The organism is Anaerohalosphaera lusitana (genome assembly GCF_002007645.1).
GTDB classification, from domain to species: Bacteria; Planctomycetota; Phycisphaerae; order Sedimentisphaerales; family Anaerohalosphaeraceae; genus Anaerohalosphaera; species Anaerohalosphaera lusitana.
In genome coordinates this window covers 2900645-2924476 of record NZ_CP019791.1, presented here as the reverse complement: position 1 = coordinate 2924476, position 23832 = coordinate 2900645, and the positions used below count along the sequence as shown (strand labels likewise).

General features: G+C 51.5%; 15 protein-coding genes. 6 read left to right on the top strand and 9 right to left on the bottom strand.

The features are described from left to right. The first annotated feature begins 26 nt into the window (after positions 1 to 26). The 6 genes from STSP2_RS11755 to STSP2_RS11730 all read left to right on the top strand — a co-directional run bounded on the left by STSP2_RS11755 (position 27) and on the right by STSP2_RS11730 (position 8631). Positions 27 to 1949 carry a 2-oxo acid dehydrogenase subunit E2 gene (locus STSP2_RS11755; protein WP_146662888.1) on the top strand — a complete coding sequence of 641 codons (1923 nt, stop codon included), beginning with the start codon at positions 27 to 29 and terminating at the stop codon, positions 1947 to 1949. Positions 1950 to 2045: 96 nt separating this feature from the next. After that, on the top strand, positions 2046 to 3536 hold the full coding sequence (locus tag STSP2_RS11750) for a rhamnulokinase (protein ID WP_146662887.1): 1491 nt from the start codon (positions 2046 to 2048) through the stop codon (positions 3534 to 3536). Beyond that, entirely contained in the window at positions 3520 to 4851 is a 1332-nt protein-coding gene (locus tag STSP2_RS11745) for a PHP domain-containing protein (RefSeq protein ID WP_146662885.1), read from the top strand. Before STSP2_RS11750 ends, STSP2_RS11745 begins: the two co-directional genes overlap by 17 nt. Before the next feature lie 15 nt (positions 4852 to 4866). After that, on the top strand, positions 4867 to 6537 hold the full coding sequence (locus STSP2_RS11740; RefSeq protein ID WP_146662883.1) for an alcohol dehydrogenase catalytic domain-containing protein: 1671 nt from the start codon (positions 4867 to 4869) through the stop codon (positions 6535 to 6537). Between the two features lie 18 nt (positions 6538 to 6555). After that, the gene (locus tag STSP2_RS11735) at positions 6556 to 7404 is read left to right on the top strand and encodes an SDR family oxidoreductase (protein WP_146662881.1); all 849 of its coding nucleotides are present in this window, start codon (positions 6556 to 6558) and stop codon (positions 7402 to 7404) included. An 84-nt stretch (positions 7405 to 7488) separates the two neighbouring features. Next, a complete protein-coding gene (locus STSP2_RS11730; protein ID WP_146662879.1) occupies positions 7489 to 8631 on the top strand; it encodes a DUF3179 domain-containing protein in 1143 nt (380 codons plus the stop codon). Between the two features lie 45 nt (positions 8632 to 8676). On the opposite strand, the gene STSP2_RS11725 is transcribed toward STSP2_RS11730, so the two are convergent. The 9 genes from STSP2_RS11725 to STSP2_RS11685 form a co-directional block, all read right to left on the bottom strand. Next, positions 8677 to 10101: a glutamate synthase subunit beta gene (locus STSP2_RS11725; protein ID WP_146662877.1), complete on the bottom strand. Its 1425-nt coding sequence runs from the start codon at positions 10099 to 10101 to the stop codon at positions 8677 to 8679. Then, on the bottom strand, positions 10094 to 14644 hold the full coding sequence (gltB, locus tag STSP2_RS11720; protein ID WP_146662875.1) for a glutamate synthase large subunit: 4551 nt from the start codon (positions 14642 to 14644) through the stop codon (positions 10094 to 10096). Before gltB ends, STSP2_RS11725 begins: the two co-directional genes overlap by 8 nt. 207 nt (positions 14645 to 14851) lie before the next feature. Further along, complete coding sequence (locus tag STSP2_RS11715) at positions 14852 to 16960, bottom strand: glutamine synthetase III family protein (protein ID WP_146662873.1); 2109 nt, start codon at positions 16958 to 16960, stop codon at positions 14852 to 14854. Positions 16961 to 17201: 241 nt separating this feature from the next. Then, positions 17202 to 17543: a P-II family nitrogen regulator gene (locus STSP2_RS11710; RefSeq protein ID WP_146662871.1), complete on the bottom strand. Its 342-nt coding sequence runs from the start codon at positions 17541 to 17543 to the stop codon at positions 17202 to 17204. Between the two features lie 49 nt (positions 17544 to 17592). Further along, entirely contained in the window at positions 17593 to 18981 is a 1389-nt protein-coding gene (locus STSP2_RS11705) for an ammonium transporter (protein WP_205847885.1), read from the bottom strand. Between the two features lie 278 nt (positions 18982 to 19259). Further along, positions 19260 to 21386 (bottom strand): FAD-dependent oxidoreductase, encoded by a 2127-nt coding sequence (locus STSP2_RS11700; protein WP_146662869.1) that lies wholly within the window; start codon positions 21384 to 21386, stop codon positions 19260 to 19262. Positions 21387 to 21408: 22 nt separating this feature from the next. Then, entirely contained in the window at positions 21409 to 22101 is a 693-nt protein-coding gene (locus STSP2_RS11695; RefSeq protein ID WP_169853180.1) for a TIGR04282 family arsenosugar biosynthesis glycosyltransferase, read from the bottom strand. A gap of 17 nt (positions 22102 to 22118) precedes the next feature. Beyond that, positions 22119 to 23126, bottom strand: a complete 1008-nt coding sequence (arsS, locus tag STSP2_RS11690) for an arsenosugar biosynthesis radical SAM (seleno)protein ArsS (protein ID WP_146662865.1) — start codon at positions 23124 to 23126, stop codon at positions 22119 to 22121. A gap of 1 nt (position 23127) precedes the next feature. Further along, positions 23128 to 23799: a TIGR04283 family arsenosugar biosynthesis glycosyltransferase gene (locus tag STSP2_RS11685; protein WP_236782755.1), complete on the bottom strand. Its 672-nt coding sequence runs from the start codon at positions 23797 to 23799 to the stop codon at positions 23128 to 23130. Positions 23800 to 23832 lie beyond the last annotated feature (33 nt).

The following is a 23832-nucleotide window of genomic DNA, read 5'->3' as shown; positions in this document are numbered from 1 at the left end:
CATCAGCATTAGCAACGGAGTAAATAATGGCACGAGATATAAAACTGCCCCAGCTTGGCCAGACGATGGAAGAAGGCACCATTGTGAATATCCTCGTCAGCGACGGTGACAAAGTCGAAAAGGGCGATGTTATCTTTGAAGTTGAGACGGACAAGGCAACGCTCGAGGTCGAGTCGCCGGCTGAGGGATACGTCAAGAAGGTCCTAGTCAAGGATGGTGAGACGATACCTGTCAACACGCCCATGCTCATTGTCGGTGAAAAGCACGAAGAGATAGATCAGGCGTATATTGATTCGCTGGCTGGAGGGGAAAATGTCGGGAAGATCGAGCCGCAGAAGACAGCGGAGCCCGAGGCAACGCTCGCACAGCCGTCAGGAGATGCGGATCCGTCACTAAAGACGGTCAAACTGCCCCAGCTTGGTCAGACGATGGAAGAGGGCACTGTCGTGAATATTCTCGTTTCGCCGGGTGATAAGATTGCAAAGGGCGATGTGGTGTTTGAGATCGAGACGGATAAAGCGACGCTGGAGATGGAATCGCCGGCTGAGGGGTTTGTAAAACGCGTTCTCGTTGATGACGGCGAGACGATACCGGTCAATGCGCCGATGCTGATAGTGGGTGCCGAGGATGCTGTGGTAAGTGGCGAGTATGTGGCGGCGCAGACAGGTGATCAGGCTGTCGCTGAGACGGAGCAGACTCAGCAGGGGCCGGCAGAAAGGACGAGCGGGCCGGTCAAGACGCCTGAGGGCATCCGGGTGGTGCGATTGCCTCAGCTCGGCCAGACGATGGAGGAAGGAACTGTTGTCAATATACTGATCGGTTCCGGCGATAAGGTTGAGAAGGGCGATGTCATTTTTGAGATCGAGACGGACAAAGCGACTTTGGAGATGGAGTCGCCGGCTGAAGGTATCGTAAAGATGGTCCTTGTTGAGGACGGTGAGACGGTGCCTGTGAACGATCCGCTGCTGATCGTGGGTGAAGATGGGGCCGAGGTAAGTCAGGCGTTCGTGGATTCGCTCAGGGCGGGGCCTGGTGAACAGGCTGTGCAAGCTGAAAGCAAGCCCGCACCGGAGGCAAAGACACAAGCTCCAACGCAAGCTGCCGGCCCGGCGAAGGGCGGCAAGGTTTTTGCATCGCCACGCGCTAAAACCATTGCCCAGCAGCAGGGTGTCGATATCAGTACAGTCTCGCCGAAGCCAGGTGCTCCGCGGATCGTTGCAGCGGACGTACTTGCGGCAGTTCAAAGCGGCGGGGCTCAGTCGCCGGCCGTGCTGGGTGAACGCATACCGGTCAATCGCCTGCAGAAGATCACGGGCGAGAAGATGCTTCAGTCGAAGAGAGACATTCCGTGTTTCTATCTGACGACGCAGGTCGATATGACCGAGCTGGTCAAGTTGCGGTCCAAGGCTAACGAGTCAGCGAGTGTGAAGATATCGTTCAACGACTATATAATTCGCGCTGTTGCGAAGTCACTGCGGCATTATCCGGTTATGACGGGGCAGCTTGCGGGTGACTTCATTCAGTTGGCTGAGCGGATACATGTCGGTCTGGCGATCGCGGTTGAGGACGGCCTGATCTCGCCTGTTATTAAGGACGCGGATCAGAAGGACGTTGCGCAAATTGCTGAATACAGCAAGAGCCTGATCCAGCGTACAAAGGCCAACCAGGTCACACTGGATGATCTTGAGGGCGGATGTATTACGATAAGCAATCTTGGCGGTTTCGGGATACACTCGTTCATTCCTGTGGTTGTGCCCGGTCAGTGCAGTATTCTCGGTGTCGGTTCGATCGAGGATACTTGCGTGCCGAGCGGCGGAAATATCCTGGTTCGAAAGATCATGTCGCTGACGCTTTCAGTGGATCATAAGGTCGCAAACGGCGCGGAGGCCGCTCAGTTTTTGGACTTTATCAAGAAGATGCTCGAGCATCCGGCCGAGCTGGATCAATAGAGTATTCCCAACAGTCAAAATATGACTTTCAGCAGGTTAGGACGTGTTTCTCTGTCTGCTGATAGCGATATGATATTCTACAAGGAGTGGGCAATTATGGGAAAGAACTATATAGCTGTTGATCTTGGCGCTGAGAGCGGCCGGGTAATGCTGGGTAATGTCAGTAATGATAAGCTCGAGCTCAAAGAGATACGCCGATTTGAAAATGGTGCCGTCGATCAGGATGGAACGCTGAGATGGGATTTTGCTCGTCTTTTCTGCGAAATAAAGAAGGGCATCGGTGAAGCTATCGAGGCGGCTGGGGGTAAGGTCGAGGGTTTGGCTGTTGACAGTTGGGGGGTTGATTTCGGTTTGCTGGATGCGGAAGGCGATCTGGTTGAGTATCCGTACTGTTATCGCGACAGTCGTACCGACGGCATGCTAGAGAAAGCTTTTGAGCTGATGGACAAGCGGGCGATATATGCCAACAGCGGTGTGCAGTTCATGCAGATCAATACTGTTTATCAGCTTCTTTCAATGAAGCTCAATAATTCGCCTGCGCTGGCTAGGGCAAGGACCCTTTTGTTTACCGCTGATCTGATATCTTATCTACTCTGTGGCAGAAAGTATGCTGAGTATACCCTTGCGAGTACAAGTCAGTTGATGAATATGGAAACTGGTCAGTGGTCGCAGGAGATTTTTGACGGTCTTGGGCTGCCTATAGAGTTGATGCCCGAGGTTGTCACGCCGGGCATCCGGGTTGGTGAGTTGAGCCCGGAGATTTGCAGCGAGCTCAATTGCGAGCCGGTTCCGGTATACGCTGCAGGTTCGCATGATACTGCGAGTGCGGTTGCGGCTGTGCCCGCATCTGACGAAAACTGGGCATATCTTTCCAGCGGTACCTGGAGCCTGCTTGGTGTGGAAGTGCCTGAAGCGATTGTGACTGACGATGCTTTCGAGATGGGTTTCACCAACGAGGGCGGCGTCGGCGGAACCATACGTTTTTTGAAGAATATTATGGGTTTGTGGCTGCTGCAGGAATGCCGCCGAGACTGGAAAGAGCAGGGCAGAGAGCTGTCTTACGGCGAGCTTGCTGAGATGGCGGGTAATGCAGAGCCTTTCTTTGGTTTCCTGGACGTGAACTACGATGAATTTCTGGCGCCCGGTGATATGCCGGCGAAGATCAATCGTTATCTGGAGAAGACGGGACAGAAGACTACGGAGGACAAGGGCCAGATGGCTCGTCTGATACTGGACAGCCTTGCGATGCGTTACAGAAGAGAGATTCAGAAGGTTGAAAAGGCCAGCGGCAGGGCTGTTGAGGTGCTTCATGTCGTCGGCGGGGGCATAAAAAATGAGCTGCTGTGTCAGTTGACTGCAGATGCGATCGGTAAGAAGGTGGTCACCGGTCCGGCCGAGGCTACTGCCAGCGGGAACATCCTTGTGCAGGCTATGGGAGCAGGCCAGATCGATTCGGTCGAGACCGCTCGCAGGATAGTTACGAATTCGTTTGATCTTGCCGAATACTTGCCCAGAGACACGGCGATCTGGAACGAAAAATATGCCGAGTTCATACAATTGCAGGAAAGGGATGAAGATGTTTCGTGATCTTGAAGCGAAGCTTGATAGTTTTGAAAAGAGTGAACGGGTTAATGCTATAAATGCGTTGATCCAGGGTACCGGCGATGCGGGGATCAAGATGCCCGAGCCTAAGCCGACTGTTAACCTGCACTGCCATACTTTTTTTTCATACAACTGTTACGATTATTCGCCAAGTAAGCTTGCCTGGCTTGCGAGGCAGAAGGGTCTTACTGCAGCGGGCATTGTTGATTTTGACGTTCTTGACGGAGTTGACGAGTTTCACAGGGCCTGTTTCATGCTTGGCCTTAAGGGTTTTGCGGGTCTGGAGACACGTGTATTCGTTCCAGAATTCTCGGATAAGGTTATCAATTCGCCCGGTGAGCCGGGGATAGCCTATCACATGGGTGTTGGTTTTCCGACTGGGGATGTTGACACCGAATGTGCGGTCTTTCTGGACAAGTTGAGGACCATCGCGCGGGAGCGAAACGAATCGCTTATCGGCCGGGTGAATGATTATCTGTCGCCGGTGACGCTTGACTATGAAGCGGATGTTCTTTCGTTGACTCCGAATGGAAATGCGACAGAGCGACATATCTGTCTGGCGTATGCGAAGAAGGCGGAGGAAGTATTTGGGAACGGCGAGGAGTTGGCGGATTTCTGGGCGGAAAAATTGCAGATGGACCGCAAGGAACTCGATCTGCCGGACGGAGTAGGACTGCAGGGGGCTATCAGAGCGAAAACGATGAAAAAGGGCGGTGTCGGTTACGTTCAGCCGGATGGCGGATCGTATCCTACGCTTCGCGAGACAAACCGGTTCATACTTGATGCGGGCGGCATTCCGACGATGACATGGCTCAATGGGCTTACGGACGGGGAGCAGCTTATCGAGGAAATGTTGGATGTTTACATGGCTGCTGGTGTTGCAGCGATCAACATAATTCCGGATCGCAACTTCACGCCCGGTGTGGTCGATGAGAAGCTGGAAAAACTGCACGAAGTTATTGGGCTGGCGAAGAAGAAGGGATTGCCGGTTTTCGTTGGGACCGAGATGAACAGCCCGGGGCAGAAGTTCTGTGACGATTTTGAAAGTGACGAACTTGCGCCTTTCGAGGACACCTTTATGCAAGGGGCTTATATAGGATATGCTCATTCGGTGCTGCAGAGGTATCTTGGTGTCGGCTATCTGAGTGAATGGGCGGATGAGAATTTTGACAGCGTTTTTGATAAGAATGCATTTTTCGCTGAGGTGGGCCGTAAGTTGCCCGTAGAGCGGCAGCCCAGGCTGACTGATTTGAGTGGGAATGATTTTGAACCGGGCGATATAATGAACCTCGCTGAATAAGGAGTGGTTTTATAGATGAGTTGCGAAATACCAGACAAGCAGAGGGCCGTGCTTTTAGAGGGGCCTGATGAACTGAAATTTGTAATTGACAAAGACGTGCCTGATGTTGGGCCGTTTCAGATTTTGTGCAAGGTCGAAGCTGTCGGGCTTTGTTTTTCAGACCTCAAGCTGCTCAAGCAGTTTGACAATCATGCTCGCAAGTCTGAAATACGAGCGGGGATCGACGAAGATGCATTGAAAAGCATTCCCAGCTATGTTCCGGGTTCCGAGCCGACCGTTCCGGGACATGAGCTTGTCGTGCGGATTTGCAAAAAGGGCGATGAGGTGAAAACGGTTGAGCTTGACGGGCGATACCTTGTGCAGACTGACTATCGCTGGTTGAAGACCGCACAATCGAATGCAGCGCTTGGGTATAATTTTGAAGGCGGTCTGCAGGAATATGTTCTTATGGATGAACGGGTGATCACTTCGCCGGAGGGTCAGAGCATGCTTATACCTGCTTCGCCTGAAAAAAGCGCGTCTGCGATCGCACTGGTTGAGCCCTGGGCTTGCGTTGAAGATGCTTATGCGGTTCATGAACGGACCGGGATTAAAGAAGGCGGTAAGATGCTGGTCGTTGCGGACGAGGCGATCGACTGCAGTGTGCTGAAATCTTTGTTTGCCCGTTTCGGCAAGCCCGCGAAGATCGACTGGGTTGGGCCGGAGTGTGAGTTTGACAGCATTGGAGTGGAGATCGAAGCGTTGGCCGGGATGGATCATGCGGGGGTGGAAGCGTATGACGATGTCATATATTACGGCAGTTCTCCTGAGACTGCGGAAGGGCTTTTTGAAAAAGTAGCTGCAGCTGGGCTGCTGAATATTGTCCAGTGCGGCGGTAGGTTTGGACGGAAGATCACTTTGCCGGTCGGTCGAACGCATTATGGTGGTATTCGGATCATCGGCACTACGGGTGATGATCCTGCCGAGTCGATGACGGTGATTCCTGAGATAGGCGAGATCAGGAAGGGCGATAAGATCAATGTCGTCGGTGCTGGCGGGCCAATGGGAGTGATGCACGTGATCCGCAATATCTGCCAGGGTGTGCCCGAGGTGGAAGTCTACGCCAGCGATCTCGATAGATCCAGGCTCGAATCACTTGAGAAGCTAGCTGGGCCCATGGCTGAGGATAACGGTGTCGGATACGCTCATTTCTGCCCTGACGATGAGTTGGCAAGGACAGAGTTTGACTATACATCCATAATGGCGCCTGTGCCCGCTTTGGTAGAAGCGGCGGTGAAGAATTCTGCTCAAAATGGAATAATCAATATTTTTGCAGGCATCCCCGCAACGGTTATGGGGCAGATAGATCTGGATGTCTATATTGCGAAGGGCCTGTACTTTATTGGTACCAGCGGCTCGACTATTGACGATATGAAGACCGTGCTTTCGAAGGTGGAGAGCGGCAGTCTGGATACGGATGTTTCGGTTGCCGCGATCGCGGGTCTAGAGGCTGCAATCGAGGGTATCCGTGCGGTCGAAAATCGAAGCATTGCAGGAAAGATACTGGTGTATCCGCAGTGCAAGGGCCTTGAGATGATCAAGTTGAAGGATTTGGCGACCAAACTGCCCAGGGTGGCGGAGGCTCTTGAGAACGGGGTGTGGACCAGGCAGGCAGAGAAGGCACTTATCGAAGAAATGGGAAGCTAACAACGAAAGGACTCAGCCGTGATTGATAGATCACAGATCAGCGAAGAAACACCTAGAACGGTTTATTCTGATGACCTCAAGGACAAGGTTGCGATCGTTACCGGTGCCGGTAGCGGCATAGGTAAGGGGCTGGCAGTCGGACTTGCCCGGGCTGGAGCGAAGGTCGCTCTGGTTGACCTCGATGAGAAGGCTGCGAATGAAGCGAGTGAAGAGATAAACGTGGAGATGCCCTCTGCGGATGTGATGCCGGTTATTTGCAATGTCGCTGAAGAAGATAGTGTGGCGGACGCATACGAAAAAATAATGGCGAAATGGGATCGTCTGGATGCGCTCGTTAACGCTGCCGGTATTGCTCCGGCTGGGCCGCTGGTCGATATCGACGTGAAGAAATGGCGACTGGCGCTGGAGGTGAATCTTACGGGCTATCTGCTGATGGCGCAGGCGGCTGCGCGTATAATGATCGATCGGGAAAGGGGCGGCAATATTATAAATATCAGTTCCAAGTCCGGTCTGCAGGCGAGCAAGAACAATACGCCTTACAATGCGACAAAGGCGGGTGAGATCCACATGGCTCGCGGCTGGGCTCTTGAGCTGGGTGAGTACGGAATTCGCGTGAACAGCATATGTCCGGGCAATGTCTTTAAGGGCTCTAAGATCTGGAACCCGGAGTACATTAAGATCTGTGCCGCCAAATACAAGATCAAGCCTGAGGAGGTTATTCCCTTCTATATAAGCAGAACTGCCCTCAAGCGTGAGATCATCGGGCAGGACATAGCGGATTCGGTAGTCTTTCTGTGCTCTGAAAAGGCACGGGTTATTACAGGGCAAACTCTGGTAGTGGACTCAGGTCAGGTGATGGTGCGTTAGTATCTGCGGCATGACGACTGTTTTGTCGGAACCGTTGTCGGGTATGCGCGTAGCAATGAATGGCTCATTTTATGGGAGTGCATCATGGCTGCGCATGTCAAAAAGTATATTCTTGTTTTGGTTGTTGTCAGTGCGTTTTTATGCGTATTAATTACTGCGCGAAGTTATCAGAGCAAATACAGTTGGGCGTATGGCGAGGTCAATCTTGCCGGCTGGCGAACCAATGTGGACAAGTCAGTGATCGCGCTGGGGGAGCTGGTTCAGGTTGGCATAGGTAAGGAGAGCGAAACGGCCCTGCGTGATCCGTGGTTTGAGACTGCGGGCAGCGCATCTTTCTGGGTGGAGGATACCGAGCCCGTTCTTGTCACATCAATTGGAGATACAGCAAAGGCGTATCCGCTGCAAATCCTGGTCTGGCACCAGATCGTGAATGATGAGATAAATGGTGTCAACATCGCAGTTACCTACTGTCCATTGTGCAGTACAGCGGTGGTTTATGGGCGTGATCTTAACGATTCAGTTTACGATTTTTATGTTTCCGGATTTGTTCGCTACGGTAATTTTGTAATGTATGACGACAGCACGGAAACACTTTGGCAGCAGTACACCGGCCAGGGTCTTGTGGGTGATCTTGCGGGGGAGTACCTGGTCCGGGTTCCTTCGCAGATCATAACATTTGAGCGATTTCGCAGTGCGTATCCGGATGGTGAGGTCTTGTCGCAGGTTACAGGCGTCACACGCGATTACGGCCTGAACCCATACTGGTCGGGATATGATTATTACTACGGCTCTTATGTTGGGCCGGGCTTATTCTATGGACAGTATGGTTACGCTGGACGTATTTTGAACGTGTCCACAGAGCGGACCAGTAAAGCATATTCTTATCTTCTTACCCGTAACGAGTATGTCTTGAATGATATCGTTGCAGGTCAGCCAGTCGTTATTTTCAATAACGGGTCGACGGACTACGGGCTGATGGATGCTACCGGCGTGTTCGACCGCAGCTTTGATGGGCGGGTGCTGGAATTTAAGTATGAGGACGGAGACTTTGTCGATCATCAGACAGGCAGCAGATGGAACATTATGGGGCACTGTGTCGAGGGACAGTACAAGGGCCGACGTCTCGATCCGCTTAACTATACGGACACCCTTGAGGAAACTCTGGAAACGTTTGAACCTGGCGTAGAAATATACCAACCAGACGGTGAGATTGAAGAAGAATGGTAGAAAAAAGGACGTCTTCCAGTTTTAGAAGACGTCCTTTGTATATGTTTATGACTCGTTGCTGTTAAGCCATTCATCTATGCTTGCTGCGACTTCGCGACCGTCTTTGATGGCGTTGACAACGAGTGAAGCGCCGCTTACTGAGTCACCTGCTGAGAAGACCCACGGGACGCTGGTTTGGCCTTCTTTAGTGACGATGTTGCCTCGGCTGTCCAGTTCCAGATCTAGATCCTTTACCAGGCCGGTGTGGTCGACGTGTACGAATCCCATAGCAAGGAGAACGAGGTCCGCAGATATGGTGAATTCGCTGTCAGGGACTTCTTTGACTTTCCAGCCGCCTCTATGTTCGATCCATTCAACCTTGCAGGCCTTGAGCTGTGTTACACGTGTGCCGTACCCTTCGAAGGATTTGGTCATTGTGCTCCACATCCGCTCACAGCCCTCCTCGTGCGAAGATGAAGTTCGCATGATCTTTGGCCAGAAGGGCCAGGGAGTCTCATCGGGTCTGTCAGCGGACGGCTTGGGCAGGATCTCAAGCTGGTAGATCTCCTTTGCGCCCTGGCGCCGTGCCGTGCCGACACAGTCGCTGCCTGTGTCGCCGCCGCCGATGACGACGACTTTTTTGTTCCTGGCATTGGGCAGGTCAGATCTTTCGATCTCTCCGCAGAGCAGTTGATTCTGGGCGCCGAGATAGTCCATTGCAAACATGATGTTATCGTAGCCTCTGCCCGGTACTCCCAGGTCGCGCGGCTCGCCCGCACCCATTGTGATGCATACCGCATCGAACAGTTTTTCCAGGTATCGCGAAGAAATGTCCTTGCCGACTTCGACGCCGGTCTGGAACTGAACGCCCTCGGCTTCAAGCTGTTTTAGTCGACGGTCAATGACGCCCTTATCCAGCTTGAAATTCGGTATGCCGTATCGAAGTAAGCCGCCCGCCTGTTCATCCTTTTCGAAGACGACCACATCATGACCCTTTCGGGCGAGCTGTTGAGCGATTGTCAAGCCTGCAGGACCCGAACCGATGACCGCAACTTTTTTGCCCGTCTTTCGTTCGGGCAAGACCGGTTCAATCCAGCCATTTTCGAAGCCCTTTTCTATGATCTGCAGTTCGATATGGCGTACAGTTACCGGCTCGTCATTTATGCCCAGTGTGCATGCAGCTTCGCACAAGGCGGGGCATACTCGCCCGGTGAATTCCGGAAAATTGTTAGTGCTGTGCAGAACTTCACATGCAAGCTGCCACCTGCCCTTATACACGAGCTCATTGAATTCAGGTATGCGATTGCCTAGCGGACAGCCCGCACCATGACAGAACGGAATGCCGCAGTCCACGCAGCGAGACGCCTGGTTCTTAAGGTCGTCCGGCGTAAGCGGGATCTCGAGTTCATTAAAATCTTTGACACGTTCCTCGACAGGTCTGTAAGAAACAGATTGCCGTTTATGTTTAAGGAATCCTTTTGGGTCAGCCATTGAAAACCTCCTCAGTTGCAGGGGTCATCTCAGTATCTCTTTGTTCGTTCGCTCTCATTTTCTCGAGTGCCTTTCTGTAGTCGATCGGAATGACCTTGACGAATTTGCCCACCATGTCGACCCAGCCGCGAAGTATTCGCTGGGCACGAGTGGAATTGGTGAGCACGGAATGTCTTTCGATCAGTTCACGCAGGACCTTCTTGTCCTCTTCCCGCCAGACCGTTTCGAGTTCAACCATGTCAAGGTTGCAAAGCGTATCGAAAAGCTGCATGTCATCGAAGACGTATGCAATTCCACCGCTCATACCGGCTGCGAAGTTGCGCCCGGTCTGGCCGAGTACTACGACCGTTCCGCCGGTCATATACTCACAGCCGTGGTCGCCGACACCTTCGACAACCGATGTGGCGCCGCTGTTTCGTACCGCGAAACGTTCGCCGGCCATGCCGTTGATGAATACTTCGCCGGTGGTTGCACCGTACAGAATTGTATTACCTGCCGCGATGTTTTCATGAGCCAGGTAGGGCGATTCTGGCGTTTCAACGATTATCCGGCCGCCTGATAGGCTCTTGCCCAGATAGTCGTTGCAGTCGCCAAGCAGCTTGAGCGTGACTCCGTTGATCAGATATGCGCCGAAGCTTTGGCCTGCAGAGCCGGAACATACGATCTGCAGTGTGTCGTCAGGCAGACCGGCAGGACCGTGCTTTTTGACAATTCGATTGCTGAGTATCGCTCCGACTGTTCGGTCAATGTTACGTATCGGCAACTCTATGGTTGTTTTCTTTTTATTTTCGATAGCATCTTCAGCCTGCTCGATGATCTTCCAGTCGATGTGGTCGTCGATCTTGACGATCTGATCGGTGGTCCTTCTAATCGCCCGGCCGTCGGAAACGTCAGGCTGATAGAAGACCTTGCTGAAATCCAGTCCCTTCGCCTTGTAATGATCAACGGCGTCTTTCACACGCAGCTTTTCGACTTGTCCGACCATATCGTCGAATTCGCGGAAGCCCATCTGAGCCATCAATGAGCGAACCTCTTCGGCGACGAAGTGCATATATCTGACGATGCAATCGGCAGTGCCGGCAAACCGCTTACGAAGGTCCGGGTTTTGTGTCGCAATACCGAAGGTGCATGTTCCTTCATGACATTTACGCAGCAGGGTACATCCCATGGTGACCAGTACGCTAGTACCGAAACCGAATTGCTCGGCGCCCAAAAGTGCACCGATAACAACATCTCGTCCAGTCTTCATCTGACCGTCAACCTGTACCCTGATACGGTCCCGCAGGCCGTTGATCACCAGCACCTGCTGCGCCTCGGCAAGTCCGATCTCCCAGGGACAGCCTGCATGTTTGATCGACGAAAGCGGGCTCGCGCCAGTTCCACCGTCATGGCCGCTGATAAGAACTTCGTCAGCATTACCCTTGGCGACGCCTGCTGCGACTGTTCCGACGCCGACCTCGGAGACGAGCTTGACGGAAACTTTCACGCCCGGGTTGCTGCACTTGAGGTCATAGATGAGCTGTGCCAGGTCTTCGATCGAATAAATGTCATGGTGGGGCGGCGGCGAAATCAGTGTAACGCCTGGCGTAGAAAAACGCATCTTTGCGATCTCTTCGGTGACTTTCTTGCCGGGGAGCTGTCCGCCTTCGCCGGGCTTGGCTCCCTGCGCCATCTTGATCTGGATCTCCTTTGCATGGGCCAGATAGTTTATAGTCACTCCGAATCGGCCGCTTGCAATTTGCTTGATCGCGCAGTTGCGGTCATCGCCGTTTGCGTCCAGCTCATATCTTGCCGGGTCCTCGCCGCCCTCACCGGTATTACTCATTCCGCCGATGCGGTTCATAGCGATCGCCATGCACTCGTGAGCCTCTTTGCTGATCGAACCGTGACTCATTGCACCAGTACAGAATCGCTTGACGATCTCGCTTGCCGGTTCAACTTCCTCTAGCGGGATCGGATCACCGGTCTTGAGCTCGAACAGGCCGCGAAGGGTTGACAGCTTACGCGACTGGTCATTGACCTCTTCGGCGAATTCCTCATAGGCTTTTTTGTCATCGAATCTCACAGCATGCTGTAAACGTGCGACGCTGGTCGGGTTCCAGAGATGGTGTTCACCGTCACGTCTGTATGTATAGTCGCCGCCGAACTCGATATCAAGTTGGCCGGGTTCCGGTTTGGTAAATGCCTTCTTGTGTCTTTTGACAGTTTCTTCTGCTATTTGAGCGAGACCTACGCCTTCAATGGTCGAACTGGTTCCGACAAAATATTCATCCAAAAAGCCTTTGTTCAGGCCAATGGCTTCGAACAATTGAGCCATATGATAGCTGCGAAGGGTTGAGATACCCATCTTGCTCATCGTCTTGAGGATGCCCTTTTTCACAGCCGTGATGTAGTTGTTCGCAAGGTTCACCGGATCGATGTCTTCGCCGAATTCGCCTTGCTTATAGAGGTTGTGGATGGTCTGGAAGACAGCGTAGGGATTGACCGCGTTAGCGCCGTATCCGGTCAGCAGGCAGAAGTGCATGACCTCGCGGGCTTCACCCGTTTCAACGAAGACGCCGGCATCACCTCTCAGACCGCGTTTGAGCAGGCCGTGATGGACGGCGCTTGTGGCCAGCAGTGAGGGAATTGGTGCCATTTGCTCGCTGGCGTTTACATCGCTGATAATTACAATGCATGCGCCTTCCTCAACCGCCTTTGCTGCCGAGTCGACAAGATATTCCAATCCCTGCCGCAGACTTTGTTCCGGATTCTCGGCATTTGCATCAAAGATCGCATCAACGGTCGCTGTTTTAAAATCTTTCAGGTGAGCGTTGCGAAGTCTGTTCAGATCGTCGTTTGTCAATATCGGGTGGGGTAGCTTAAGCTGATGGCAGTGCTCGGGCGTTTCTTCGAGGATGTTTCGCCTTTTTCCAGTGAACATCATCAGGCTCATCACCAGACCTTCGCGGAGCGGATCGATGGGCGGGTTAGTCACCTGAGCGAACCGCTGCTTGAAGTAGTTGAACAGAAGGTTCGGCTTATCAGAAAGCACCGCGAGGGGGGCGTCATTACCCATTGAGCCTATCGGTTCCTGGCCGTTGGCGGCCATTGGAGTGATTATCTTGCTCAATTCCTCCCGAGTATAACCGAAGATACGGAGTCTTTCCCTGAGGGTTTGTTCGTCACAATCTACCAGTGAGGGTGTATCGAACAGGCCTCTAAGTTCGATCCTATTCTCGTCGAGCCAGCGTCTGTAGGGCTTCTGTCGTGCTATCTTGCTCTTGATCTCGTTGTCGGTGACTATGCGTCCCTGCTCGGTATCGATCAGGAACATCTTGCCAGGCCTGAGCCGTCCTTTCTGCTGAATGCGTTCGGTAGGGAAGTTTACGACGCCGGTTTCACTGGCGACTACGGCAAGACCGTCTGTTGTGACCAGATATCTGCTCGGCCGAAGACCGTTGCGGTCGAGCGTACCGCCGAGGAATTTGCCGTCTGTAAACAGCATAGCTGCAGGTCCGTCCCACGGCTCCATCAATGCCGCGTGGTATTCATAGAATGCGCGTTTATCACGGCTGATGTGGTATTCACTGCCAAACGCTTCGGGGACCATCATCATCATCGAGTGCGGCATGCTGCGTCCGCCGCGAACAAGCAGCTCGAGCATATTGTCAAAGCAGGCCGAGTCACTTCCGCTCTCGGACAGGATGGGCCTGAGATCGTCGAGATCGTCGCCGAACAAATCGGAACGCATCCTGCTCTCGCGAGCTTTCGCACAATTGCGGTTTCCGCTGAGCGTGTTTATCTCACCATTGTGAGCGATCATACGGAAGGGCTGTGCGAGCTTCCAGTTGGGGAATGTATTGGTGCTGTATCGCTGGTGCACGATCGCAAGTGCGGACTCAAAACGTTTGTCGGCAAGATCGGGGTAATAGGTGAATAGCTGCCAGGCCATGAACATGCCTTTATAGCAGATGGTTCTGGCCGACATGCTGCAGATATAGAAATCCTGGCCGTCGTCGCCCAACTGTTCACGAACGAGTCTGTGCGTTCGTTTTCGCGCCATGTAGAACTTTCTTTCGAGCTCTTCGGGTTCAGTTCCCGCTCCGTCTACAAATACCTGGCGGATCTTCGGCTCGGCCACAAGTGCAAGTTCGGCCAGGCAACTGTTATCAAATGGAACATCGCGCCATCCCAAAACCTTCAAACCATAGCGTATGACGGATGCTTCCAGTATCTTTTCACATTCGTTAGCCGAGGCCTTGTCTTTGGGCTCAAAAACCATGCCGACTCCATACTCGCCTGGGTTGGGGAGTTCAAAACCGCCCTTTTTCGCTTCTGCTGAGAATAGTTTATGTGGAATCTGCGAGAGTATCCCCGCGCCATCGCCGGTTACTTCATCTGCGCCTGCAGCGCCTCGGTGGTGAAGGTTTTCAAGGATTTCCTTGCCGTATTCAATGATGGAATGGCTTTTTTTGCCGGAGATGTTGGCAACTGCACCTATTCCACAGGCATCATGTTCATTTTCAGCTCTGTAAAGGCCCTGGTCGTGTGGCTGCTGCAAAATATACTCCTTTCAGGATTGTGGCTCAGACAAAGTCCTCAGTCTTTCGCTATAGATAGTTATCTGGACTCCCAGCGGTTCATTTAAACCGAAAAGCTTTGCAAATCTTTTTGACGATCCCAAAAACCTCTTCGCGCAAAACACCCTGCCGGGCATCAAACCTGGCAGGGTATAGGTACTGCACTGTATCTGGGAGGTTGATTTAACTTATTTTAAGAAAAGCATCTCCGCATAGGTCGGCAAGGGCCAGATTTTAGCGTCAACGACAGTCTCAATCTCGTCTGCAACACTTCTGACGGCCGTCATAGCTGCGACAACCTTGTCGCGGTAATACTCAGCCTTTTCCGGAATATCTTCGATCTGTGCAGCTTCAGCAACAGCGACTTCCAGCTTTGCAGTGCTGTCATCCAGAGCATCGATCAGAGAGCAGAACTTCTCGAGCATTTTCTTTTGAGAGGTGCTCGTGACGCCTGCGCTGGTTACCGCGTTAATGCTGCTTGCCAGCCTCTCGGCATATTCAACGGCTGCGGGCATGATCTGCCTTTTTGCCATGTTGACCATAGACTTTGCTTCAATGGCCTTTTCATGGCCGTATGCTTCCAGAAGTATCTCGGTTCTTGCATGCAGCTCTCTTTCTGTGAGAACCTTTTGACGCTCGAACAGCTCGACGTGCTCCTTGTCCGGGATAGACTTAAAAGCTTCAACTGTGGAAGGCATATTCGGAAGACCACGTTTCTCTGCTTCTTTTACCCAGTCGTCAGTATAGTTGTCGCCGTTGAAGATTACATGCTTGTGATCCTTAGCGACTCTTGCCAGGATTTCTTCCAGCGTCTTCTCCATATCATCGGAAGCTTCCAGTTCCTCTGCAAACTCTGCAAGAACATCTGCTACGATGGTGTTGATGACATAAGCAGGTCCCGCTGACGATTGCGTAGAACCGGGCATCCTGAACTCGAACTTGTTGCCTGTAAATGCGAACGGCGAAGTTCTGTTACGATCGGTACAATCCTTGGGCAGATTCGGCAGTGTGGATGCACCAAGCTTGAGGTTTCCACCCTGTTTGGAGGACTTTGCGCCGCCATTAGCGAGCTGCTCGAAAATGTCCATTAGTTGATCGCCGAGGAATATTGAAACGATGGCAGGTGGTGCCTCGTTTGCACCCAGGCGGTGTTCGTTGCCTGTGTTTGCCACACTGGCACGCATAAGTTTTGCATACTTGTCAACACCGCGGATTACCGCACTGAGGAACAGCAGGAAAACCATGTTGTCATGCGGTGTTGTGCCTGGCTCGAGGAGGTTGATACCGTCATCTGTGCATGCACTCCAGTTTACGTGCTTACCTGAACCGTTCACACCGGCAAATGGCTTCTCATTCAGCAGACAGACAAAGTCGTGTCGCAGTGCAACCTGTTCAAGCACTTCCATCGTCAGTTGGTTGTGGTCGGTCGCCACGTTGACTGTGGTGAACACGGGAGCGATCTCGTACTGAGCCGGTGATACTTCATTGTGCTGTGTCTTAGCTGAGACGCCCAGTTTCCACAGTTCAGTGTTGACTTCGTGCATGAAAGAAGCAACTCTTTCGTGCAGTGTGCCGAAGTAGTGGTCGTCCATTTCCTGTCCGCGAGGCGAGGGGGCACCGAAGAGCGTTCTCTTGGCCAGAACGAGGTCAAGACGCTTTTCGAAGTATTCCTTATCGATCAGGAAGTATTCCTGCTCAGGACCCAGGGTAGCTTCAACATGGTTTGAGGTGGTGTTTCCCAACGCTCGCAACACCCTCATTCCCTGCTTATCGAGGGAGTCCATCGAACGAAGCAGAGGAGTCTTCTTGTCGAGAGCATCGCCGTTGTAGGAACAGAATGCCGAAGGAATGTGCAGGGTGATGTTCTTGCCGTCCTCTTTGACGAATACAGGCGAAGTGCAGTCCCATGCGGTGTAACCACGTGCTTCAAATGTTGCTCTAAGGCCGCCTGAGGGGAATGAGCTCGCATCGGGTTCGCCCTTGGTAAGCTCTTTTCCGCTGAACTCCATAAGTACCTTGCCCTCGGACGTCGGCGAGATGAACGAATCATGCTTTTCAGCGGTAAGCCCTGTCATCGGCTGGAACCAGTGACAGAAGTGAGTTGCGCCTTTCTCGATCGCCCAGTCCTTCATTGCATTGGCAATTACATCTGCGACTTCATGTGCCAACGGCTCACGGTTCTCGATGGTTCTTCGAAAGGCCTTGTAGATATTCTTTGGGAGCCGTTCCCGCATGCATGAATCGTTGAAAACGTTCGATCCGAATACTTCTGTTGTTGGTAGAAAACAATCACTCATTGTTCAGTTTCTCCTGGTCATGATTTCATTGTGAAAATTGTTCTGTATTTTGATACACCCTTAGCTGCTATGTGGGTTAAATGTGCAAATATTGTGCCAGCAAAAATATATCTTACATTGTACTGATAAGTTCTTTGTTGGCAATGCATTATCTATTATAAGCAAAACTTTTTGTATTTTCGTACTGCTACAAAAACGTAGTACGATAAAATAGGCAATACAAAAATGTAGCAACCTGCTTCTAGCCTATCGCCTCTCTGCCGCGTTCACCGGTTCTGACCCTTATGCAGTCTTCCAGGGGCAGTATAAATATCTTGCCATCCCCGATCTCGCCGGTTTTAGCACCTTTTATGATGGCGTCGATGGTTTTCTCTACATAGGGTTGTGAAACAGCTATCTCAAGACGTACCTTTTTAAGCAGATTTACATCGAATTCAACGCCGCGGTAGCTTTCATGGTAACCCTGCTGTGCTCCGCAGCCCAGGGAATTGGTTACTGACATTTTAGCTACTTCCGCTTTCGCTAGCTCCTGTTTTACTTCTTCGAGCTTGTGTGGCTGAATGTAGGCAATGATGAGTTTCATTAATCTGTCTCCGTAAAGTATGTGTTATTTTTTTCTGTCATAACTTATATCAGGTTGTACTGAATATCTGGAAGCCGCTGTAGGATTCCATGCCGTGTTCAGTGATATCCAGTCCTTTGAGCTCTTCCTCAGCCGTAACGCGAATCCCAACCGTCTTTTTGATCAGCATGAACATTGCAAGGCCGACCACGAACGCCCATGCCAGGCATGCAAATGCGCCTGCTGCCTGCACGAAAAACTGTCCGATCCCGCCCCCGTAGAAAAGACCTGTGCTATCTCCTGTGCCGATCACACCTTCGGCATTGAACAGGCCGCATGCCAGTGTGCCGAACATGCCGCAAACGCCATGGACGGATACAGCACCAACCGGGTCATCGATTTTCAGCACACTGTCGATAAAGATTACGCTGAGAACCACGAGTACACCAGATATCGCTCCAATCCACAATGCGCCGTTAGGGGTGACGGTTGCACAGCCTGCTGTGATTGCGACCAGACCGGCCAAAGCACCATTGAGGGACATGGAAGCATCGGGTTTTTTGGTGATAAACCAGGTTGTTGCCATGGCGGTGATCGCACCGGCGACAGCCGAGAGATTCGTAGTCAATGCTATCCTTCCGATAGCGCCATCTCCAAAGGTCGTGCTTCCCGGATTGAATCCGAACCAGCCGAACCAGAGGATGAATACGCCCAGTGCCGCCAAAGTGATATTGTGTCCCATGATAGCGTTGGATTTGCCGTTAGGTCCGTACTTGCCGATACGCGGTCCAAGGACTATAGCGCCCGCAAGTGCAAGCCAACCGCCCAGTGAGTGGACAACGGTTGATCCAGCGAAATCCACGAAACCCAGTTTCTCAAGCCAGCCGCCGCCGTTGAACAGGCTGCCCCATGCCCATGAGCCAAAGATCGGATATATGAATCCGCAGATGAATACGCTGTAGATCAAATACGATTTAAACTTGGTCCGTCCGGCCATGGCACCTGAAACAATAGTTGCCGCTGTGCCTGCGAAGACAGTCTGGAACAGCAGGAAAGTGTAGCTCCAGTCCTTGTCATCTGCCGGCAGGTTGAACATCGCGAAATCGCTGGCACCCCAGAAACCATTACTAGCGCCGAACATGAGTCCGAATCCAACTACAAAAAAGGCCAGCGAGCCAATGCTGAAGTCCATCAAATTTTTCATGATAATATTGACGGCGTTCTTTGCCCGAGTGAAACCTGTCTCTACCATGGCAAAACCGGCCTGCATAAAGAACACCAGGAAAGCGGCCAGGCATGTCCATGCTATGTTGATGTTATTCTGCAGTTGTTCTGTAACCAGATTCAGGTCGACGTTGGCAGCTTCACTTGTACTGTCTGCCAGGGCTGTATTGCTGCATAATGCCAAGATGAGCCCCAAAGCAGCAAGGCTTTTCGGAAACCAGTTTTTCATAAGCATCTGTCAGTCCTTAAAAAGATTGGTGGCTATTGTTTTACCTGACGCCTCTGCTTCGCGAAAACAAAGAACTGATTTGCTACTATTACAACTGCTGTGCCAGAAAAGAAAAATAATTACAAAAAGAATGTAAGCTGTTGTTAGGTATATAGTTATGTGGGTGTGTGCTGATTGCGATGTCTCTGTTGTAGTTCGACAAAAATGTAGCGAGATGGCAGTATCGCTACAAAAATGTAGTATGAAAGGGTTTGTGCTACAATTACGTGGGACGGGTTAAGTGCTCAGGTGTTGGCTGCTTTTGTCTTATTCGACTCACGTCTGGGGCTGATGAATTTACGGTACAAGACCGGGACGATGGCGAGCAAGGCCAGAAGAGTGAACATCGCTAATACCTGCCATGAGAAGATGTCCCTGACCGACTCGATCGTACCGAATGTCTGGCCCGCGAAGGCATATATCAAGGAGCCAGGGAAAATTCCAAGCGATGTTGTCCATATAAATGTCCAGACCTTGACCTTGGTCAGTCCGGCACAAAGATTGATCAGAAAGAATGGAAAAATCGGTATGAATCGCAGTGTAAGCAGGTAATGTGCTCCATGTGTTTCGAGTTCCTTGTTGAACCTGGCCAGTTTCTTTGCAAAACGTTTCTGCAGCAAATTGCCTGCGATGTACCTGGCAAACAGAAACGCCAAAAATGCCCCGCCTGTCGCCCCAGCATTGGTGTATATCGCTGCCGGCAGGGCGGTATAGACGAAACCAGCGGCGATGGTCAGCACGGCTGCGCCGGGTAAGGAGAACGCAGCTACAATAATGTATACACCTATGTATACCAGAACTGACATCGCATAATGACGGTTTGCGACCTCTACGAGCCTGTCCGCATTGGCCTGAATGTTTTCCAGAGAAAGCTTGTCGCCCACAGCGAATCGAAGGCTGATCAGTATCACTGCTGCCGCTAACAGAAGCAGCAGTCTGTTCCGCACCTTTCTGCTTGCAAGGGTTTGGGCCACCTTGACGGCTGGATTGTTTCTGAGCTGTTCAATGTGAGCTTTCTTTGCAGGCTGTCTTACAGCGTCCGAATATGAGGGATAAGCATGTACGATTTTGGCGATGGAGCTGAATTTACGGCCGATACATTTGGCGTACTGGCATTCGTGCATGGCCTCGGCGGCATTGTGCCCGAGTATGTGCACGCCGAGTATTTTTCCCCGTTTGTCGCATACGACCTTTGTCAAGCCCTGCGTATTAAGATCAGTTTTGGCGCGGTCAACATCCTTCCAGTCCCAGCGGTAAATTTTCACCTTGTCGCCGTATTTGTCGCGAGCCTGCTGTTCGGCCATGCCCGCGTGAGCAACCTCCGGCGTGGTGAATGTAGTCCAGACGATGTGCTCGTAATCAGCTTTCTTTACTGCGAACGGCAGCGAGGCATTAGCTGCAGCAATTACAGCTTCGTATTCAGCGATATGTGTGAACTGGAATGGAGGGACAATGTCGCCGCAGGCGAAGATATTACCGGCCGTCGTTCTCAGTCTTGAATCGACCTTGACGCCTTTGTCATCGTACTCGACTCCAGCCTTTTCAAGTGCAAGACCTTCCAGGCTCGCCCTGCGTCCGACTGATACAAATACACGTTCGGCATCTACCTCGATATCCTCATTTGCGTGTCTTACCGTTCCCCGAATACCGCTTTCAGTCTTTTCCACTTTGGTCAGTTTTGCATTCTTAAGAAGCCTGACACCTTCGTCCTTCATTATCTCTGCCAGCCTGCAGGTAAGCTCTTCGTCGTCCTTGCTCAAGACGCAGTCGCCTTTCTCGACAAGGGTTACCTGAACACCTAGGCGGTTCAGGGCCATCGCCATTTCACTTCCAATGGGCCCGCCTCCGAGTATGAGCAAGGACGTGGGCAGTGATTCTATTTCGAACAGTGTTTCATTCGTCAGGTAATCCACATCCGCCAGCCCTTCTATCGGCGGGACAAACGGATGCGAACCGGTGCAGAGTATGAATTTTTTGGCCGTGATTGTTCGGTCGCCGACCTTGATTTTATGGGCGTCCAAAAACTCCGGGCTGCCTTCGATGAAATCAATCCCTTCTTTTTCAATGCTATGGGGCGAATGCTCGGCTGCATCCTTTGCTCGGATATTTCTGACATGGTCCATTACGGCAGAGCAGTCCAGCTCACGCGGATTTGGTGTCTTAATTCCGTAACGATCTAATCGTCTGGATTCATGAGCCGCTCTCGCAGCCTGCACAAGGGTTTTGCTCGGGATGCAGCCGAACCATGTGCAGTCCCCACCGATATGCTCCTTCTCTATGAGCACGGTTTTCTTGCCCAGGCCGTTAGCGACCTTGCATGCTACCAGCCCGGCAGAACCAGCTCCGATGATTGCCACGTCGTACTTGTTCAAGGTCTCACTCTTCCTGTCAAGTCTAGTGTTCAGCGAAGGTTATATCTGTATGTTGGTGCAGATAACGTACAGTTCTGGAATCCATGAAAGCGGTGTCCTTGTTTCGCGAAATCAGTTCGATCAGGTCTTCCTTGGTATCAATATCATGCCACAGGTCGAGTATGTGCTCACTTAGAGCGTGTTCGGTAAATTTGCTCAAGGTTTCATCGAGCACCGAATCCGTGCTCCAGGATATGCCTTTGAAGACCTCTTTCACAAAGCTTGCTTCGCGAAAACCAATCAAGTAATAACCGCCGTCACTGCTTGGCCCGAGTACGACATCATTTTCCGAAAGTGCGGTGAATGCGTCATTTATGGTTTGCACAGTCAGATCGGGGATGTCTGAACCGGTCAGGATCGCTTTTGAAAATCCTTCAGCAAACATCTCCTCAAAGGCGTTGAGCATTCTCTCTCCGAGACCCTTGCCTGTCTGCGCAGCATATGTCAGGTCGTCTCCAAGCCACTCTCTGTACAACTCCCGGTCGCTCGATGGATCTACGAATATCCGCAAATGGCAATCAGCCTGGCGATATACGTCGATCATGTCCAGTACAAAATTGCCGTAGAGTTCTGCTGCCTGGTCATGTCCGATCTGATTCCCCAGGCGAGTCTTGACCTTACCCGGCTCGGGATACTTCACGAATATTGCAGTACAATTTCCTTTGTGTGTAGACATCGTATTTGCCCCCATTCTTAAGCATCGCCGCTTTTGCTGCCGGCCAGGGTGCCGGTACAGCTCGATCCTGCACCAGCGGTGCAGCAGAAGCAGTGCGAACCTGTTATTATTCGTATTTCTCCGCGCATTGCGGATTCTAGATTGTCCATGGTTATTACTGAGCCTGATCCATCTATCGCAGGAAGTCCTAATGCCTGATTGAAATCACAGTTATAGACAATTCCGCGATAATCCACGCTAAGCAGTTTTCGGCACATGATCTGCTGGGCGGCCTCGCTGTTGAAGTTTTCACGCAGCATTGCGATGTAAGAGTCGAGTTCATCCTGCTCTGTAAGTATCTGCCTGAATCTTCCGATCGGCGCGTTTGTGATCGTGAAAAGTTTATTGAACACTATATCATGGTCATTGATCAGATGTTTTTTATAGTCTACTTCGAGATCGCTCTGCGGAGGCGGAAGCGTTGCGCCTGCTGGGTTGTAAACAAGATCAAGCTCCAGGTTATCCTCCTGCCCATAGCCAAGTTTATTCAGCATACGAATCGCCTTGATGCTTTTGTCGAACACGCCTTGCCCCCGCTGGTTGTCAACATTGTCTTGGGTGTAACACGGCAACGAAGCGACGATGGTTACTCCGTGATCAGCATAATATTTCGGGACCCAGTCATAGTCGTTTTCGAGAAATACGGAAAGATTGGTACGCGCTATAATATGATTTACAACCTCAGTAATGCCTTCCATGAAATATGAAAAATGCGGATTCATCTCCGGGCATCCCCCAGTCATATCTACTGTAAGATCGCCATGCTTCTTTACAAACGAGACAATGCTGTCCATGACCCCTCGCGTCATGATCTTGTTGCCGCGGGGACCGGCCTGAACATGGCAGTGCCTGCACTGCTGATTACATCTGTTGCCCAGATTGACCTGAAGGGTTTCCAGCCTGTCCAGCTTCAGCAGGGCAGGCGAAATGCCGCTGACGATCTCTTGAAAGCTTTTATCGGAGTAATGCTCTTTAGGTGCTGCCATTTTAACTCCTGTAGAATCTAACCAATCGCTCGGCCGGTACTCCCAGATGATACATTGCAGATATTATCAAATTGCGTGCAGAACATCGCCATGGCCCTTCTTTCTGCCATCTCCGTGCTGAGCTTGTAACCTTGGCCTTCGAAAAAAACACCTTGCAGCCTTTGCGTTTGAGCCTTTTCATCAGTTCGATATCTTCCATCAGGGGTATGGCTGGGAATCCTCCCAGTTCCTCAAAGAGTTCTCTTCTGATGAAGATCGCCTGGTCACCGTAGGGGATGCGGAGGATTCGATTTCTCAAATTTGCCAAAGCAGTTATTATCTTCATTGTAAGTTTGTCTGAGTCCAATCCCAGCTTGAAAGCACCTACTGCGTATTGCTGCTTAGAGATTGCATTTTTTATGACTGTAAATGCATTTTTGGGCAAAAAGGTGTCAGCGTGAAGGAACACAAGCACATTTCCACAGGCAGCGTTTGCTCCTGCGTTCATTTGAATTGCCCTACCGGGTGATGACTGCATTTTTGTGATTCGTCCATCTTTGATTACCCCCAGGGTGTCTGCATTATCCGATCCATCTGCAACGATCACTTCGCAGTCTTCTGATCCGTCAATAGAGAAAACATGTTGTACTGTTTCGTTGATGACAGCAGATTCGTGCAGTACGGGGATGATCACAGAGATGCGGCAGTTGTCCTCATCATTTAAGCT

Coding starts and splice junctions, on each gene's coding strand:
- STSP2_RS11730 (WP_146662879.1), top strand. CDS start 7,489: ATGGCTGCGCATGTCAAAAAGTATATTCTTGTTTTGGTTGTTGTCAGT.
- arsS (WP_146662865.1), bottom strand. CDS start 23,126: ATGGCAGCACCTAAAGAGCATTACTCCGATAAAAGCTTTCAAGAGATC.
- STSP2_RS11710 (WP_146662871.1), bottom strand. CDS start 17,543: ATGAAACTCATCATTGCCTACATTCAGCCACACAAGCTCGAAGAAGTA.
- STSP2_RS11750 (WP_146662887.1), top strand. CDS start 2,046: ATGGGAAAGAACTATATAGCTGTTGATCTTGGCGCTGAGAGCGGCCGG.
- STSP2_RS11740 (WP_146662883.1), top strand. CDS start 4,867: ATGAGTTGCGAAATACCAGACAAGCAGAGGGCCGTGCTTTTAGAGGGG.
- STSP2_RS11755 (WP_146662888.1), top strand. CDS start 27: ATGGCACGAGATATAAAACTGCCCCAGCTTGGCCAGACGATGGAAGAA.
- STSP2_RS11745 (WP_146662885.1), top strand. CDS start 3,520: ATGAAGATGTTTCGTGATCTTGAAGCGAAGCTTGATAGTTTTGAAAAG.
- STSP2_RS11725 (WP_146662877.1), bottom strand. CDS start 10,101: ATGGCTGACCCAAAAGGATTCCTTAAACATAAACGGCAATCTGTTTCT.
- STSP2_RS11705 (WP_205847885.1), bottom strand. CDS start 18,981: ATGCTTATGAAAAACTGGTTTCCGAAAAGCCTTGCTGCTTTGGGGCTC.
- STSP2_RS11715 (WP_146662873.1), bottom strand. CDS start 16,960: ATGAGTGATTGTTTTCTACCAACAACAGAAGTATTCGGATCGAACGTT.
- STSP2_RS11695 (WP_169853180.1), bottom strand. CDS start 22,101: ATGTCTACACACAAAGGAAATTGTACTGCAATATTCGTGAAGTATCCC.